Origin of the sequence: Geomonas sp. RF6 (assembly GCF_021044625.1) — a bacterium.
Classification (GTDB): Bacteria; Desulfobacterota; Desulfuromonadia; order Geobacterales; family Geobacteraceae; genus RF6.
Window position 1 is genome coordinate 5,067,574 of the sequence record NZ_CP087999.1, and the last position, 14,264, is coordinate 5,081,837.

Here is a 14,264-nt window from a genome sequence, read left to right on the forward strand (position 1 = left end):
ACGCCAGGCAACCGCAACGCCCTTACTTAAAGTGTTGAAAAAGTCGTGACGTAAGCTATACTCCCCCTTGCCTTCGGGTTAGGGGGAGTTTTTTTATGGCTGAAGATCTACAACTCGCCGAAATTCCACGCATTCCGCCGCCCAGTGGGAACATCCAAGTCAACTTCTGCAAAAACCCCGCATGCTGCCATTTCGGCATACCTGCCAGTGAAATTAAGCAGTTACGCGGAAGATCAAAAAAGACCACCGATCGATACAAACTCACCGGAACTCCCCCCACACTCAACTGCCTGAGCTGCGGCGAGCACATACCTGTCAAATCGAACGAGGGTATCGCTGAAGAGCTGCAACGGCTGATGGCGCCACTTGCGCCACCATCTCAGCCGTCGTGCCAGACACCGGGATGCCCGAATGAGGGCGTACCACCCTCCGCCGCGCCGAGTCAGTATTGGTCGCACACAAAGACCAAAGCAGGTACGCCGCGATACCGATGCAAGGCTTGCAATAAGACACTGACGGTGCGGGGGCTGTCGACGAAGCGGCAACGGAAGAGCCACCTCAACTCGGAGATCTTCCGTGCTCTTACCCAGAAGATGCCTCTCAGCTGCGTTGCCGAGTTTGCACGGGTTTCGCCGAAGACTGTGTACCGTAAGGTAGACTTCATCCACCGACAGTGCGTGCTTTTCGCCTCTAACCGTGAGCGTCGCCTACCTTCCATGGAGTTCGACCGTATGTACGTCTGCGTCGACCGCATGGACCACATCATCAACTGGTCGAACCGCGCCGACAGGCGCAACATCACCATTCAGGCGGTGGGGAGCGCTGAGCTGAAGACGGGGTTCGTGCTGGCGCTGCACGTGAACTACGACGACACTCTCTCAAAGGACGAGGTTGCGTTGGCCGCCATTGAATGTGCGGACCACGAAAAGCAGCCGCCCTTCAGGAGATTTGCGCGGTTATGGCTGCCTGAAGAGTACGAGAAGGCGGTTCAGGTGGCAAAGGGGGAGATTCCCAGCACTAAAGGGATGAAAAGCCTCGACGACTGGATAGATGCCGTCTATGCTACTGCGGCAGCTCGGGGTGACGTCGAGCAACCGGATTCCCCAAGGAGTGAGTGGCAGCCTCCTGGGCGTGGGTTGCTGGTGCACGCAGAATATACCCTCTACGCGCATTTCCTGTACCTCAAGAGCCTTCTGGCCGGAGCGGGCAAGGTGAGGTTCTTCCTCGACCAGGAATCGGGTATACGGGCAGCCTGCCTGTCGGCGTTCGCCGACGAGGTGCTCTCTAAGACCTGCGATGCCTTCTATGTGAGCATCAGTAAGGGAGTCACCAAGGATCGGGCCTTGGCTTTGGTGGCCGAGAGCCAGCGGAAGCTGAATGAGTACGTGGCGCAATACGGCTATGAGTGCTTGCACCTACAGGAACAGCGGCGCCAGTACCTCAAGGACAAGATGCACACGTTGTGGAGCCAGAAGGGGAAGTGGGGGGATCGCTGGCTGGAGTACCCATTCCCGAATATGGCCGAGCCAGAGAAGCAGGTGTGCTATCTGACTAGCCTGAAGGCTGACTGGTTCGACTACGATGACGAACACCTGGCCAACCTGCTGCTCAAGGCAACCCTGCATCCAATCGACCGATTCTTCATGCAGACACGTCGCAAGACATCTATGCTGGAGCGGCCGATCACCTCCTCGTCAGTCCAGGGCAGGAGATGGTATGGATACAGCGCCTACGATCCTGCCATGGCTGCGAAAATGCTTGAAATTTACCGGGTCTACTACAACTTCGTCAAAATCGGTGATGATCGCAAAACGCCGGCTATGCGACTCGGCCTCGCCAAGGGACCGTGCACTGTTGAAGACATCATCTATTACAGCCCAGGGTCATAAACTATCAATTCCTTGCAGAACGTCGTAAACAAGTGTATAGCAGTCTGCTGTCATCCGACGGAGCAATACTCAGCCAACCACTATGATGGGCAACGGAAGAGGAACCTATGAAGTTTATGCTAGTTTCTGCTTTCTTCATTCTTTCTGCGACTGCCTTTGCTTCACCATGTCCACCGAACGACACCTCCAAACCTGTAGACGAGGTCATAACCAGACTTGCAGACGTGGATGGAGACGGCATTCAAGACAAAATCGAACTCCACGTCAAAAGTAAAAACTTTAACTCACCTTTCAAGTGGGAGCTGAAGATATACTCAAAAGGAAAGACCATTTACAAGAAAAGTGGAAGCAATGAACGAATTGAGCCCTTCTTCGCTGAACAGAACTACATCAGTGGCTGTACTGGATATACTGATTGTAAGTGCAAGTGGTTTTTCCACGATTACCTTGACCAGATGGTAATGAAAATGTCGAGTGATAACGTGGGCGTATTCGATAAAACTGCACCCAATTCGATCTATGTAATCGCAAAGCGGTATCTCAGCAAGGAATATACGAAAAACCCCAAGAGAGTGGAAGAGGCGATTAAGAATGCTGTGGAGCGGTTACTCTCAGGTAAAGCTGTTGCGATTCAAGCTTTCGACGAGCCTGAAATTACAACACTGCCTATGGTCTGGATGCCCGAGTTTAGCCGATTCGTGCCGATCTACGAAGATTGAGGGGCTTACCAGAACGGTGAAATCCGTACAGCCTGGACACGTACGGTGTCCTGAAAACTGAGTTCAAAATGCCTGGGGAAATATTTTCCGAGGAAAAAACAAAAACTCCCACCATCCTAACCTCTGGATTGGTGGGAGTTTTGTTTTGCTCAAGCGATCAAACCTTCAACACTTTAAGTAAGGGCGTTGAGGCAACCGGCGTCTCTTTTTTTTGTTTCATCTCTGATATATGCCTTCAGAGGGAGAAGATCAGTCGGTCGCCCCGATCCTGTAACGCTCTAGGCGGTCGCGCAGGGTGTTCCTGCTGATCCCCAGGAGCTTCGCCGCGAAGACCTGGTTGTTGTTGCTCTTTTCCATCGCCATGTGGATGAGCGCCTTTTCCAGCCCCATATTCACGCTCTCGTAGATGGTACCCTTGTTCCTCTGGCAGATCCCGTCGAAAACCGGCTCCAGCATGCTCCAGAAGACCTCGTAGTAATCGTCCCCCGCCGCCTCAAGATCGATCTCCTTGAATCCCACCTTCGCCTTCAGGAAGGACTCGAAGTCCGCCGGCACGAGGATGTCGCCGCGGCAAAAGACCGTGGCGGAGTTGATCACGTTCTTCAGTTCACGGATATTCCCTTCCCACGGGTGATTGACGAGGAGCGCCATCGTCTCCGGTGCCACACCTTTTATATTCTTCCCGTACTTCTTGGAAAACTTCCTCACGAAAAGGTCCACCAGAAGCGGGACGTCCTCGGCGCGGTCCCTCAGCGGCGGCAGGAAGAAGTTCACCACCCGCAGGCGGTAGAAGAGGTCCATGCGGAAGCTCTTTTCCTTCACGCTGTTGAGGAGGCTCTTGTTGGTGGCGGCGATGACGCGCACGTCCACCTTGATCGTCTCGTTCCCCCCTACCCGCTCGAACTCCTGGTTTTCCAGGACACGCAGGAACTTCCCCTGGTTGGCGAGGCTCATCTCCCCGATCTCGTCGAGGAAGATCGTCCCCCCGTTGCACTGCTCGAATTTCCCGATGCGCCGCGAATGGGCATCGGTGAAGGCGCCCTTCTCGTGGCCGAAAAGCTCCGACTCCAGGAGCGACTCGGGGAGCGCCGCGCAGTTCACCGCCAGAAAAGGGCGGTTCTTGCGCTTGGAGTTGTTGTACACGGCGCGCGCCAGGAGCTCCTTCCCCGTGCCGGACTCACCCTGGATGAGGACCGTGGCGTCCGAATCGGCGACGGAGCCGACCATCTTCCAGATCTCGATCATCTCGGGGGAGGAGCCGATCATCACGTCTTCGCTCAGATCCTCCTCCACCACCATATTGGGGCGCTCCTTCGTGTAGCGCACCTTTCTGCTCAGGAGGTTGCACTCCAGCGCCTTTTTCGCCGCCGCCTTCAGCTTCCCGGTATCGAAAGGCTTGGTGACGTAGTCGAACGCGCCGAACTTCATCGCCTCGATGGCGTTCTTCGTGGTCTTGTACCCGGTGGCCATGATGACGGCGAGCCCGGGGTCGATCTTTTTCGCCTCCTGGAGCACCTCGAGGCCGGACTTCTGCGGCAGGCCGATATCGATGATCGCCACGTTGGGACGATCGGCCACCAGTCTCCTCAGTGCGGATTCGCTGTCGCTTTCCAGGAATACCTCGAAGTCCTCTCCGGCGAAAACGGTTTTCAGCATGAGAAGTATGTCGTGGTCATCGTCCAGTATCAGTAGTTTTGCGGTCATTCTGCCCTCCCTCTAGCGCCCGGTTCGGATATAGCGGCTCTCCACTCTGCCGCTCGACCGGGATCGTCCGGCGCTTACAGTTCTTGTATTACAGACTTATCGGCGGGAGTAAGGAAATAGATGAGGCTTAAATCGCGGAAACAGTAAAGAAATCACATGCAACCGGTCGTACGGGCCGGGCATCACAGGAGGATTATACCAGAGTTGCAGCAATTCCTGAGGCCGCCCAGCCTTTAACGGCGTCTTTTGTGCAAGGAGCTAGCATTTGAGTCTCGAGCCGCAGGGCGGGCTCCTCCGCGCCGGCCGCATATGCGGAACCCACAAAAAGCAAATCCCCCCTGTCCCCCTTCGAAAAGGTTCTTCCGGGAATTGTGGGGAGGAGATCAATGAGAGCAAGCCGTCGGCAGCGCGTTCCTCCCCTTTCAAGGGGGAGGACAGGAGGGGGATGGGGTCGGCACGGCCAACCTCTACCCCATCCCCACCCTGTCCCTCCCCTTGAAAGGGAGGGGACGCCTGAGCTCGAGCTCTGCTAAAGGCACACAAGGCCGGTTTATTCAAGCTATACAAGCTTCCCGGAATTCCCGGATGACCCTTTGCGAAGGGGGACACGGGGGATTTTGCCTTGCACGAAAAAAGGACCGCCCCTTTCCAAGGGCGGTCCTTTCCAGTTCCAGCTATATTAAGTTTTAGTGCTACATTTCCTCTTCTTCGTATTCGTCCGCCTCGTAGTCGGATGCCTCGTCCTCCTCCTCGTCGTACTCTTCCGCGAGGTACTGGCTGGAGGTATCCTCCTCCTGGATCGCCTCGAACTTCTCGATCGCTTCCTTGTTGGTGCAGAAACGACCCTCTTTCTGGCGGCAGTTTTCTAGACTGCACAGGTCAAAGAGCTGGATTTCGCTACAGAGCCTGCGCACCGGTTCTTTTGTTTCCATACACTTCCCCTGATATTACTCGTGTTGCTGTGCTTCAAACACTGCCGTACTTTACACTTTTCGTTTCCAAATTACCAGCGCTTACTCCCTCGGCGCCGTTCAGAAATTCCATCGCCTTCGCTACGTCAGCCTTGCAGCCGATGTAGATCGGGGCGCGCTGGTCGAGCGATTCCGGCTTGATGTCCAGAATGGGAATCGTGCCGTTGGTGGCGGCGCCGCCGGCGTGCTCCATGATGAACGCCATCGGGTTGAGCTCGAAAAGCACGCGCAGCTTCCCGTTCGGGGAGCCGACCAGGGCCGGGTACATAAAGAGCCCCTTCCCCTTCATAAGAACCTGGTTGATGTCCGGAACGAACCCGCCGGAGTAGCGCAGCTTGCACCCTTTCGTCTCCAGGTACTTGATGAAGGCTTCGTCTCCGTCGTTGTACTTGTTGCGCAGCCCGCCCGGAGCGTAGATGTTCCCTTCCGGCTGCATGCGCACGTTTTCCCTGGTGAGGGTGAATTCCATCAGGTGGTTCATGGTGAACTCGTGAACGCCGTCGCCGACGGTGTAGACGAGAGAGACGCGCGGTCCGTACAGGATGTAGAGGGCGGCCACCTGGTTGCGGCCAGGCTGCAGCAGGTCGCAGCCGGCGTAGATCGACACGATGGTGCCGACCGCCAGGTTGACGTCGACGAGAGAGGAGCCGTCGAGGGGATCGTAGGCGACGGAATAAAGACCGTTTGCGTCCCCCTGCACTTCGTATATCTCGTCCATCTCCTCGGAGGCGATGTTGCACACCACGCCGGACTGGATCAGCCTCTTGCGCATGATGCGGTCGGAGAGGACGTCGAGAGCGAGCTGCTCCTCGCCGTACAGGTTGGAAGTACCAGCTACACCCAGATCACCGGTGCGCACCGCATTGATCACATATTTACTGGCCTCTGCTATCTCACAGATGAGGTGGACGAGATTGTCACAGATACCCTGTTGACGCAGGTGGCGGCGCAGATCAATCTGAAATTTGGTTTTTCCCGGTTCGCTTGGCATGGCACCCCCCGATTAGTTTTAAATTAGAATTATCTTACGACGGTAAGATTATGCGAATTTCCCCTCCAAAGCAAGTAAAAAAGTTTACGACTGCGCCCTCACAGTGAACTTTACATTTCTTTAGAGAATGGCTCCTAACTCTATGCCAGAAAGTCGTCACGAATGTCAGATTTTGGTGCGACTGACCCTGATCCCCGCAGCTCACCCCCGCTACATCTCCGCCCCCTCCTCCGGCGTAAAGCCGCGCCGCATGGTGTTTTCCGTGACCACACGCGGGTCCATGAAGTGCAGGAGGTAGTCCGGCCCCCCTGCCTTCGTCCCTCCGCCGGACATGCGCGAGCCGCCGAAGGGCTGGCGCCCCACCAGCGCCCCGGTGATATTCCTGTTGAGGTAGAGATTGCCTACCCGAAACTCCCGGCGGGCGCGCTCCAGATGGACCGGGCTGCGGCTGAAGACGCCCCCTGTGAGGGCGAAGCGGGTGGAGTTGGCAAAGGCGAGCGCCTCGTCGAAGTCCTTCGCCCGCATGACCGCAAGGACGGGGCCGAAGATCTCCTCCTGCGCGATCCGGTGTTCCGGCCTGATCCCCCCGATTATGGCAAGGGGAACATAGAAGCCCCCCGCCGGAACCGGGCTCTCATAGAGAAGCTCCCCCTCCTTCCTGCCGATCTCGATGTATTCGAGGATACGCCGCACCGCCGATTCCTCCGCCACCGCGCCCAGATAGTGCGCAGGATCCTCGGCAGGACCGATGGAAAGAGAGCGCGCCATCTCGAGGAGGCGCTCCACGAACCTGTCGTACACCGCATCGAGGACGATGACCCGCGAGCAGGCGGAGCACTTCTGCCCCTGGAAAGCGAAGGCGCTGTACACCACCTGCGGCACCGCCTCATCGAGGTCGGCGTCGTCGTCCACGATTATGGCGTTCTTCCCCCCCATCTCGCACACCACCTTCTTCACGTTAGCCTGCCCCGGGTGGACGACCGAGGCGCGCTGCAGGATGCGGGTCCCGGTCTCCAGCGAGCCGGTAAAGGCGATGAGACTGATCCCCGGATGATCGACAAGGAAGTCCCCCATGACGCTGCCGCGCCCCGGTGTGTAGTTCAGAACGCCGGGAGGGATCCCCGCCTCCTGGAGAATCTCCGTCATCTGCCACCCGACGACCGGCGTGAGTCCGGAAGGCTTGAATACGACCGTATTTCCCGCCACGATTGCTGCAGCAGCCATCCCCATCCCTATGGCAAGGGGGAAGTTCCAGGGGGAGATTACCGCCGCCACCCCCTTCGGCTCATAGAAGTAGCGGTTGTCCTCTCCCGGTGCGTGCCCCAGGCGGCGCTCCCCGGCGAGAAGGGTCATCTGCCAGGCGTAGTACTCCAGGAAGTCGATCGCCTCCGCCACATCCGCGTACGCCTGGTCCCACTGCTTGCCGATCTCCAGTATCTGCCATGCCGCGAGCTCGAAGATCCTGCCGCGTGCCAGCGCCGCGCCCTTGCGTAGATACTCCGCCCGCCGCACGGGATCCGTATCGCGCCAGGACGGAAAAGCCTCCGCCGCAGCTGCGATAGCGAGCGACACTTCGTCGGTTCCCGCCTGACATACCACCCCGATGATCTCCGAGGGATGGGCCGGATTGACGGACGGGAGGGTATCGGCGGTCTCGACCTCGCGACCGCCGATGAGAAGCCGGTATCGCTTCCCCAGCGACTGGCGGACCAGGGCAATGTGCCTCGGGAACTCCCCCCTCTGGCTCGCCCTCGCAAAATCGACCAGCGGCTCGTTTTCAAAGGGGCGTGCAGCAGCCGGCGCCTCGTGCGCTGGAGGCTCCGCGCCCTCGGCGGCGACAGCGGGATCGGCAAGAAGCTTCTCTATTTGCGCCCCCTCGGCAAAGCTGAGACGCAGGAACGACTCGTTCGCCGTATTTTCCAGGAGGCGCCGCACGAGGTATCCCATCCCCGGGACCATGCTGCCGTAGGGGCAGTAGAGTCGCACCCGCCCGGCTATCCTCAGTATCCCCCTGCGCACCGGTTCCGCCATCCCGTACAGGAGCTGGAATTCATACTTCTCCTCCGGCACCCGCAGCTCGCGCGCCATCTCCAGCACCGCCGAGATGGTGCGGATGTTGTGGGAGCCGCAGGCGAAGTGGCAGATGTCGTGGTTCTCCATGATCTTCCGGGCGTGCCGCTCGAACGCCGCATCGGTCTGGGCCTTCATCGTCCACACCGGAATCTCCCATCCGTTCTGGCGCGCCTTCACCGTCTCATAGTCCCAGTAAGCGCCCTTTACCAGCCGGATGGAGATGGGGCAGGAGTTTTCCCGGGCAAAGGAGAGGAGACCTTCGAGGTCGGCGGCCGTGTCCTTCAGGTAGGCCTGCAGCACGATCCCCAGGTGGGGATAGTCCCGGTACTCGAGCCTCACCCTCTTGTACACCTCGATGGTGATGTCCTTGTGCCGATAGCTCTCCATATCGATGCACACGAAGGCATTGAGGGGCACCGCCTCCTGCATCAGGCGGCGCAACCGGGAAAGGATCTGCTGCACCGAGCCTTCGAAGTCCTGCGGGGAAGCGAGGCCGTACAGAGCCGAGGGCTTCACCGAGAGGTTCACCTTCGGGGCGTGCCCCCAGTCAAGGTGCGGCTCCCCCCCTCCCCCCGGGAGGGACTTCCACCGTTCCAATTCTGAGCGGAAGACCGCGAGGAGCTCGAGGTAGGTTTCCAGGTACTGCTCCGCCTCCTTGTCGGAGACTGTAGCCTCACCGAGCACATCGACCACGGCGGCAAATCCCTCTTTTCTGAGTCGCGCCAGCGTCCGGAGCGCCTCTCCCGTATTCTCACCGATGATGAAGTGGCGGGCCATCTCCTCGATGTTGCCGCTGAGGATTCTGTCGAGGACGACGCCGCCGAGGGACCCGAGCTTTCCGGCCACTTTTGCGCCGGTGGAGAGGAAGGCAGGGACGTCCTTTGCGTCGCCGAAGTACTCCCGGACGTGGCTCGCCAGGAGCTTCCCGGTGCTGAGGGTCGGGTAGACATCGACGAAGCGGAACATGCGCACCTTGAACGCCTCGTTTTTCATGCACCAGTCCATCACCTTCCCTACCCAGGCTCCCTTGTCGAAAAGAGACGGTTTTTCTCCGGCGATTACGGAGAATATCTCCTTGCCGCGGGAGATGATCCGGCTGTTCAGTTCGCTGTCGTTCATTTCGTGCTCCTGAGCGTGCTCGCTACTCCATCCTTACCGGCACCTGCACCTTGAGGGTAAACTTGCCGTTTTTTACCTCCAGAAGGCTCAGCGGCGTCTTGATCGGCTCGCGGTTGGGGCGGATCGTTATGGTCCCCGAGACCCCCTTGAAGTTTCGTGTCTGTGCGAGCGCATTCTTGAAGACGCTCGGGTCGCTGCTCTTCGCCCGCTTCATGGCATCGGCAAGGAGAAGGATGGCATCGTACCCCTGCGCGGCGAAGAGCCCCGGAAGCTCGCCGTTGTACTTCGCCCGGTACCCGTTCACGAACCTCGTCGTCTCCGGCCCCGCGTGCTCGGGGGAGAAGCCGAGTGCTACCATGGAGCCTTCCACGGCAGTCCCCCCGAGCTCGATGAACTTCGGCGAGAAGAGCCCGTCGCCGCCGAACATCACCACCCGCACCCCCTGCTTGCGCGCCTCCTTCATGATGAGGGCGCCTTCCGTATAGTAGCCGGAGAAGAAGATGACATCCGGGGTCTTCGTCTTGATGGTAGTGAGCTGGGCGCTGAAATCCTTGTCGCCGTCCTTTATCTTTTCGTCTGCAACAATGGAGATCCCCTTCACCTTGGCCGTGGCATCACGGAAGGTCTGGGAGAGCCCGACGCTGTAGTCGTTGTTGTCGGAGGTGATGACCGCCACCTTCCTGAAGCCGAGGTCATTGGCGAAGTACTCGATGCAGGCGGGGATGGCGACGCTGTCGAGAAGAGTGTCGCGGAAGATGTACTCGCCGGTCTCGACGACACCGGGCCCCGTGGCGCCGGCGGAGAGGAGCACAACCCTCGACCTTTGCGCGATCGGAGCGGCGACCTTTGTTATTCCGGTGGTGGGATCTCCGACTATGGCGGCTACCTTGTCCCGTCCGATGAACTTCTGGGTGATGGCCGCCCCTTCCTGCTTGTCGCCGCGGTTGTCCCCTTCGACTATCACCAGACGCTTTCCTAGGACGCCGCCCGACGCGTTCACCTCGTCCACGGCCAGCTTCATGCCGTCGAGCGTTGGCTTCCCAAACATGGCCACATCGCCGGTGAGGGCTCCGAGGAACCCGATCTTGATGACGTTATCACCGGAGCGGTTGGAGAGGTCCGATTTTTTGCATCCTAATACAGACAAGGAAACGATGAACAGAATGAGGACAGCAGCGCCTTTTTTATCGAACATGAAGGGTCTCCTCCTTACGGTGTCACAGCCCCAATGCAGCACGCGTTGCCGGACCGACCATGCCGTCAACCGCCAGCCCCTTCGACTCCTGGAACTTCTTTACCAGCGCCTCGGTGAAGGGGCCGTAGACTCCGTCACCGCCATTGGCGAAGCCGTGCGTGCTCAATGCTTCCTGCACCTTCAGCACCTCCGGGCCGCGCAGATACGGGGTGGTCAGGTACAGTACCTTTCCGGGGAGAGGATCGCACGGATCGACAGCCGACGCCCGTACCACCGGCATGGTATCCTCCAGCGTCTCGGTTGAGATCACCACGCCGCGCACCGTAAGCGGCAGAGGAAGCTCCCACTGATCGCGCTCGATCAGGCGGAAAAAAGCCTGCGGGCGGTACACCGTGGTGGGAAGGGGCGGTTTCAGCCGGGAAAGCCACTCCTCCCGCGCCTTCACATAGCGCGCGATCCAGGTTTTCTCGTCGACGTCCCTGTCTCCGATCGTCGCCCCGACCAGGGAGACGATGCGGTTGAAGCCCCCCTGGATGAAACTGTCATAGATAACCGTCTGCCCAAGCGGTGTCAGGACCCCTCGCCCGCTCGCGGCCCGAAGGGCAGGCTCGAAGAAATGGGCGTCGAAGAAGCGGTCCTGCTCGTCTCTCATAACCGGGTCCTCCCCTGCCTCCCGCAAGAGGGTGCGCAGGTGCATGTCGGAATCGAGCGCGATGTTGCACTGGGCGAGGTCCCGGAGGTAGGGTCGCAGATCCTCCGAGTAGAGGGCGTCGGGTCGGGAACAGTAAGACTTGACGAGGACAAAGAGGTTTCCGCTGCCGAGAGTCGTCTGGCTGCGCCCGTAGGTCAGATGCCCCTCGTCCCCTTTCAGAACCGCCACCGCCCCGTAGTCACCGTGCACTCGCCCGCTCTCGAATATATTGACGATTGCCTGTGCGGTCTTTTTCTGCAGCTCGTTCATAGAGCCCCTCCAGCAGGCGCTTGATTGTAGGCCGGAATAAGCGGTAGCGTTTCCGGCAATCGCTCCGCCTTGCTGAGTCTGTGGACTGCCGGGAACGCCTGCGGCTTATCCCGGCCTACATGGACGCTGCCTCCGAGCCTCACTCCATCCCTGCCCTGTTCCTTATACGGAGACGCGGAGCTGACATTGTAGGCCGGAATAAGCGGAGCGTTTCCGGCATTCGCTGCCGCGCGGCTGCGTCTGTGGTGGACTGCCGGGAACGCCTGCGGCTTATCCCGGCCTACATGGACGCTGCCCTCGGAGCCTCACCCTATCCCCACCCTGCTCCAGGCGCTGACATTGTAGGGCGGAATAAGCGGAGCGTCTCCGGCATTCGCTGCCGCGCGGCTGAGTCTGTGGTGGACTGCCGGGAACGCCTGCGGCTTATCCCGGCCTACATGGACGTTACCCCGGAGGCTCACCCTATCCCCACCCTGCTCCAGGCGCTGACATTGTAGGCCGGAATAAGCGGAGCGTTTCCGGCATTCGCTGCCGCGCGGCTGCGTCTGTGGTGGACTGCCGGGAACGCCTGCGGCTTATCCCGGCCTACATGGATGCTACACCCCACCTCACCATATCCACCCTTTTCCTCCCGTTGAATGGAGGGCAGCTTCGCGGCGTCGTAACGTGCGCCCTATCCCGCTGCCGTTGCCGGCGCCTCCACTTCCTGCCCCCTCTTCACGCTGCTCTGGGCGGAGGCGGGGGGGACTGTGAAACTCAGGTCCGCCTTCTGCCCGTCCGGATTGATGATGGTGAAGGTCTTCTTCCCGGTGCTCGACATCCCGAACCAGCGCTTGTACTTCTGGAAATCGGGCCCCTCCAGCTCCGCCGGATCTATCAACAGCCTGAGTACCCGCCCGAGTGTCGGATCCTCCTGCTCCCGGATCACTACCTCCGGAGCGCGGTGCCCCTGGTCGTTTTTCCTGAGCATCCTGAAAGGCAACTCGTCGCCGTCGATCTCTATAATCCCCTCCGACGAAAGATTCCTCCCGCGCAGCTCAACCGATCTGGTGAAATTGAGCACCCCTTTCTCCTGCAGCCGCGGCGCCTTCGCAAGGGAGACGGCGGCGGAGACCGCAGCGGCAAGCTCCTGCACGGCGGCCGCTGCCTCCTGTGCGATCTCGGCGGCACGCGCCCCTCCGGCTGTGGCTGCGGACCTCAGATACCCTTCCGCCGCTGTCTGTGCAGCGGCGTCCGCGGTGAGCCGCTTCTCCTTCAGAGTCTCCACCAGAGCGCCGACATCGGACGCGGTCTTTGTCTCCGAGGCCGCGGCAACCGCCTCCTTCAGCGCATTTACCGCGGCCAGCGACCCGGCGGGGACCTCCTTCAGTTCTGCGAGAGACGCTTCCGCCACCGCGACGGCATTGGCGATATTTGGCGGCGGTGCAGGGGGAGGTGTGGCGGCATTGGAAAGTGCCTCATCGGACTCGGCTGGCGAGATGGAAATCTCGTTTATGACCGGCCCAGGTTTCCGCGCAAGCTTCCCTCCCAGGTAGCCGACGGCGCTCAGTCCCATGAGGTACAGCATCCCGTCCGGAACCGGGTCGAGTTCGCGAATCGCCCCCGGCGGATGCTGCACGACAGAGAGGCAGAAGATGCCGACGCCAAAGAGGGTCCACACCAGCATCTGCACCCGCTCCGGCGCTGCCACTCCGCCGCTGGTGACAAAATCCCCGAGGCTCGGATTCTCCGTCCCCGACCCCTTCGGCCCACGCACGTTCGTCACCAGCTGGGCGCCGACCGATGTCCCCGCGCCTATGGCGATGATCCCCGGCAGCGTCCCCGGGATGTCGGGCCAGGACTGCTGCTGCACGAGGACACGACTGATGACGAGATAGCCGTAGCCAAAGAGAGCGGCAAGGGTCCAGAGGTAGAACTGCAACTTGGAGAGGCTGTAGGTATCGGTTTCCGGGTCGAGAAAGAGCGCCTTCAGCGGAGTGTAGCGCCCATTTTTAGGCTGATCGGAGATGAAGCGGTAGATGAGGGCAACGACGACAAGGGCGAGGAGACCGGCACCTATCCCGGCGGCTATGGCGACGGGCGTGGCGCCCCAGCGGTACACGGTGAAACGCTGCACCTCGGTGGTGAGTTCTCCCTGCTTTACTGCCAGCCGCAGCGTCCCGTCGCGCGGGACGGGGACGCGACACAGCTCGATCCTTTCCGGCGACAAGACGCTGCCGTGAATGACATTTGGGGATGGATGTGCGGGATCCGGTTCGGGGAGGGTGCAGCCGTCCCAATGCACCTCCTGCGTCTGTCCGTTGATGATGATCTCGTTGTCTTGCGGCCTCTGGGTCAAAAACCCTCTGCCGCGCAGCGAAAGGCGCGCCGTCTTCAGCTTTGGCACCTTCCGGTCCGGCACCCACACTGTCTCCGCCTCGTAGCTCCCTTCCGGGTCGAAGGGAAAAAGCCTCACCTCCCATTTGGGAGCCGGAACGACATGCAAGAGGTCGCAGGCGTGGAAGCCGCGCCCCCCCAGGGTTACCGTTACCGCATATTGGCCGAGTGAGAGATCGTCGGGGAGGGTGTAGTCGAGGGTGCCGTTGCTGACTTTTACTGCCTTTGGACCGTAGGAGCGCCCGCCTCTCAAGTAAATGGTGCCT

Annotated in this window: 9 protein-coding genes; 2 read left to right on the top strand and 7 right to left on the bottom strand. The window is 59.9% G+C overall.

The window, feature by feature from the left end:
- The first annotated feature begins 95 nt into the window (after positions 1-95).
- Positions 96-1,889 carry a hypothetical protein gene (locus LPW11_RS21520; protein ID WP_230995918.1) on the top strand — a complete coding sequence of 598 codons (1,794 nt, stop codon included), beginning with the start codon at positions 96-98 and terminating at the stop codon, positions 1,887-1,889.
- A gap of 107 nt (positions 1,890-1,996) precedes the next feature.
- A complete protein-coding gene (locus LPW11_RS21525; protein ID WP_230995919.1) occupies positions 1,997-2,608 on the top strand; it encodes a hypothetical protein in 612 nt (203 codons plus the stop codon).
- A gap of 249 nt (positions 2,609-2,857) precedes the next feature.
- Here LPW11_RS21525 and LPW11_RS21530 read toward each other — a convergent pair whose 3' ends face one another.
- The 7 genes from LPW11_RS21530 to LPW11_RS21560 all read right to left on the bottom strand — a co-directional run bounded on the left by LPW11_RS21530 (position 2,858) and on the right by LPW11_RS21560 (position 14,251).
- Complete coding sequence (locus LPW11_RS21530; RefSeq protein WP_230995920.1) at positions 2,858-4,312, bottom strand: sigma-54-dependent transcriptional regulator; 1,455 nt, start codon at positions 4,310-4,312, stop codon at positions 2,858-2,860.
- A 692-nt stretch (positions 4,313-5,004) separates the two neighbouring features.
- Complete coding sequence (locus LPW11_RS21535; RefSeq protein ID WP_230995921.1) at positions 5,005-5,244, bottom strand: hypothetical protein; 240 nt, start codon at positions 5,242-5,244, stop codon at positions 5,005-5,007.
- Between the two features lie 34 nt (positions 5,245-5,278).
- A complete protein-coding gene (locus tag LPW11_RS21540) occupies positions 5,279-6,274 on the bottom strand; it encodes a class 1 fructose-bisphosphatase (protein WP_230995922.1) in 996 nt (331 codons plus the stop codon).
- A 210-nt stretch (positions 6,275-6,484) separates the two neighbouring features.
- The gene (pruA, locus tag LPW11_RS21545) at positions 6,485-9,466 is read right to left on the bottom strand and encodes an L-glutamate gamma-semialdehyde dehydrogenase (protein ID WP_230995923.1); all 2,982 of its coding nucleotides are present in this window, start codon (positions 9,464-9,466) and stop codon (positions 6,485-6,487) included.
- Positions 9,467-9,488: 22 nt separating this feature from the next.
- Positions 9,489-10,661, bottom strand: coding sequence for an ABC transporter substrate-binding protein (locus tag LPW11_RS21550; RefSeq protein ID WP_230995924.1), 1,173 nt, complete (start codon positions 10,659-10,661; stop codon positions 9,489-9,491).
- A 22-nt stretch (positions 10,662-10,683) separates the two neighbouring features.
- The gene (locus LPW11_RS21555) at positions 10,684-11,622 is read right to left on the bottom strand and encodes a peptidoglycan-binding protein (protein WP_230995925.1); all 939 of its coding nucleotides are present in this window, start codon (positions 11,620-11,622) and stop codon (positions 10,684-10,686) included.
- 673 nt (positions 11,623-12,295) lie between these two features.
- Entirely contained in the window at positions 12,296-14,251 is a 1,956-nt protein-coding gene (locus LPW11_RS21560; RefSeq protein WP_230995926.1) for a hypothetical protein, read from the bottom strand.
- Between the last annotated feature and the right edge of the window lie 13 nt (positions 14,252-14,264).

Bases quoted from the DNA above. Each gene is read 5' to 3' on its own strand.
- LPW11_RS21540 (WP_230995922.1), bottom strand. From the start codon at position 6,274: ATGCCAAGCGAACCGGGAAAAACCAAATTTCAGATTGATCTGCGCCGC.
- LPW11_RS21530 (WP_230995920.1), bottom strand. From the start codon at position 4,312: ATGACCGCAAAACTACTGATACTGGACGATGACCACGACATACTTCTC.
- pruA (WP_230995923.1), bottom strand. From the start codon at position 9,466: ATGAACGACAGCGAACTGAACAGCCGGATCATCTCCCGCGGCAAGGAG.
- LPW11_RS21525 (WP_230995919.1), top strand. From the start codon at position 1,997: ATGAAGTTTATGCTAGTTTCTGCTTTCTTCATTCTTTCTGCGACTGCC.
- LPW11_RS21520 (WP_230995918.1), top strand. From the start codon at position 96: ATGGCTGAAGATCTACAACTCGCCGAAATTCCACGCATTCCGCCGCCC.
- LPW11_RS21555 (WP_230995925.1), bottom strand. From the start codon at position 11,622: ATGAACGAGCTGCAGAAAAAGACCGCACAGGCAATCGTCAATATATTC.
- LPW11_RS21550 (WP_230995924.1), bottom strand. From the start codon at position 10,661: ATGTTCGATAAAAAAGGCGCTGCTGTCCTCATTCTGTTCATCGTTTCC.
- LPW11_RS21535 (WP_230995921.1), bottom strand. From the start codon at position 5,244: ATGGAAACAAAAGAACCGGTGCGCAGGCTCTGTAGCGAAATCCAGCTC.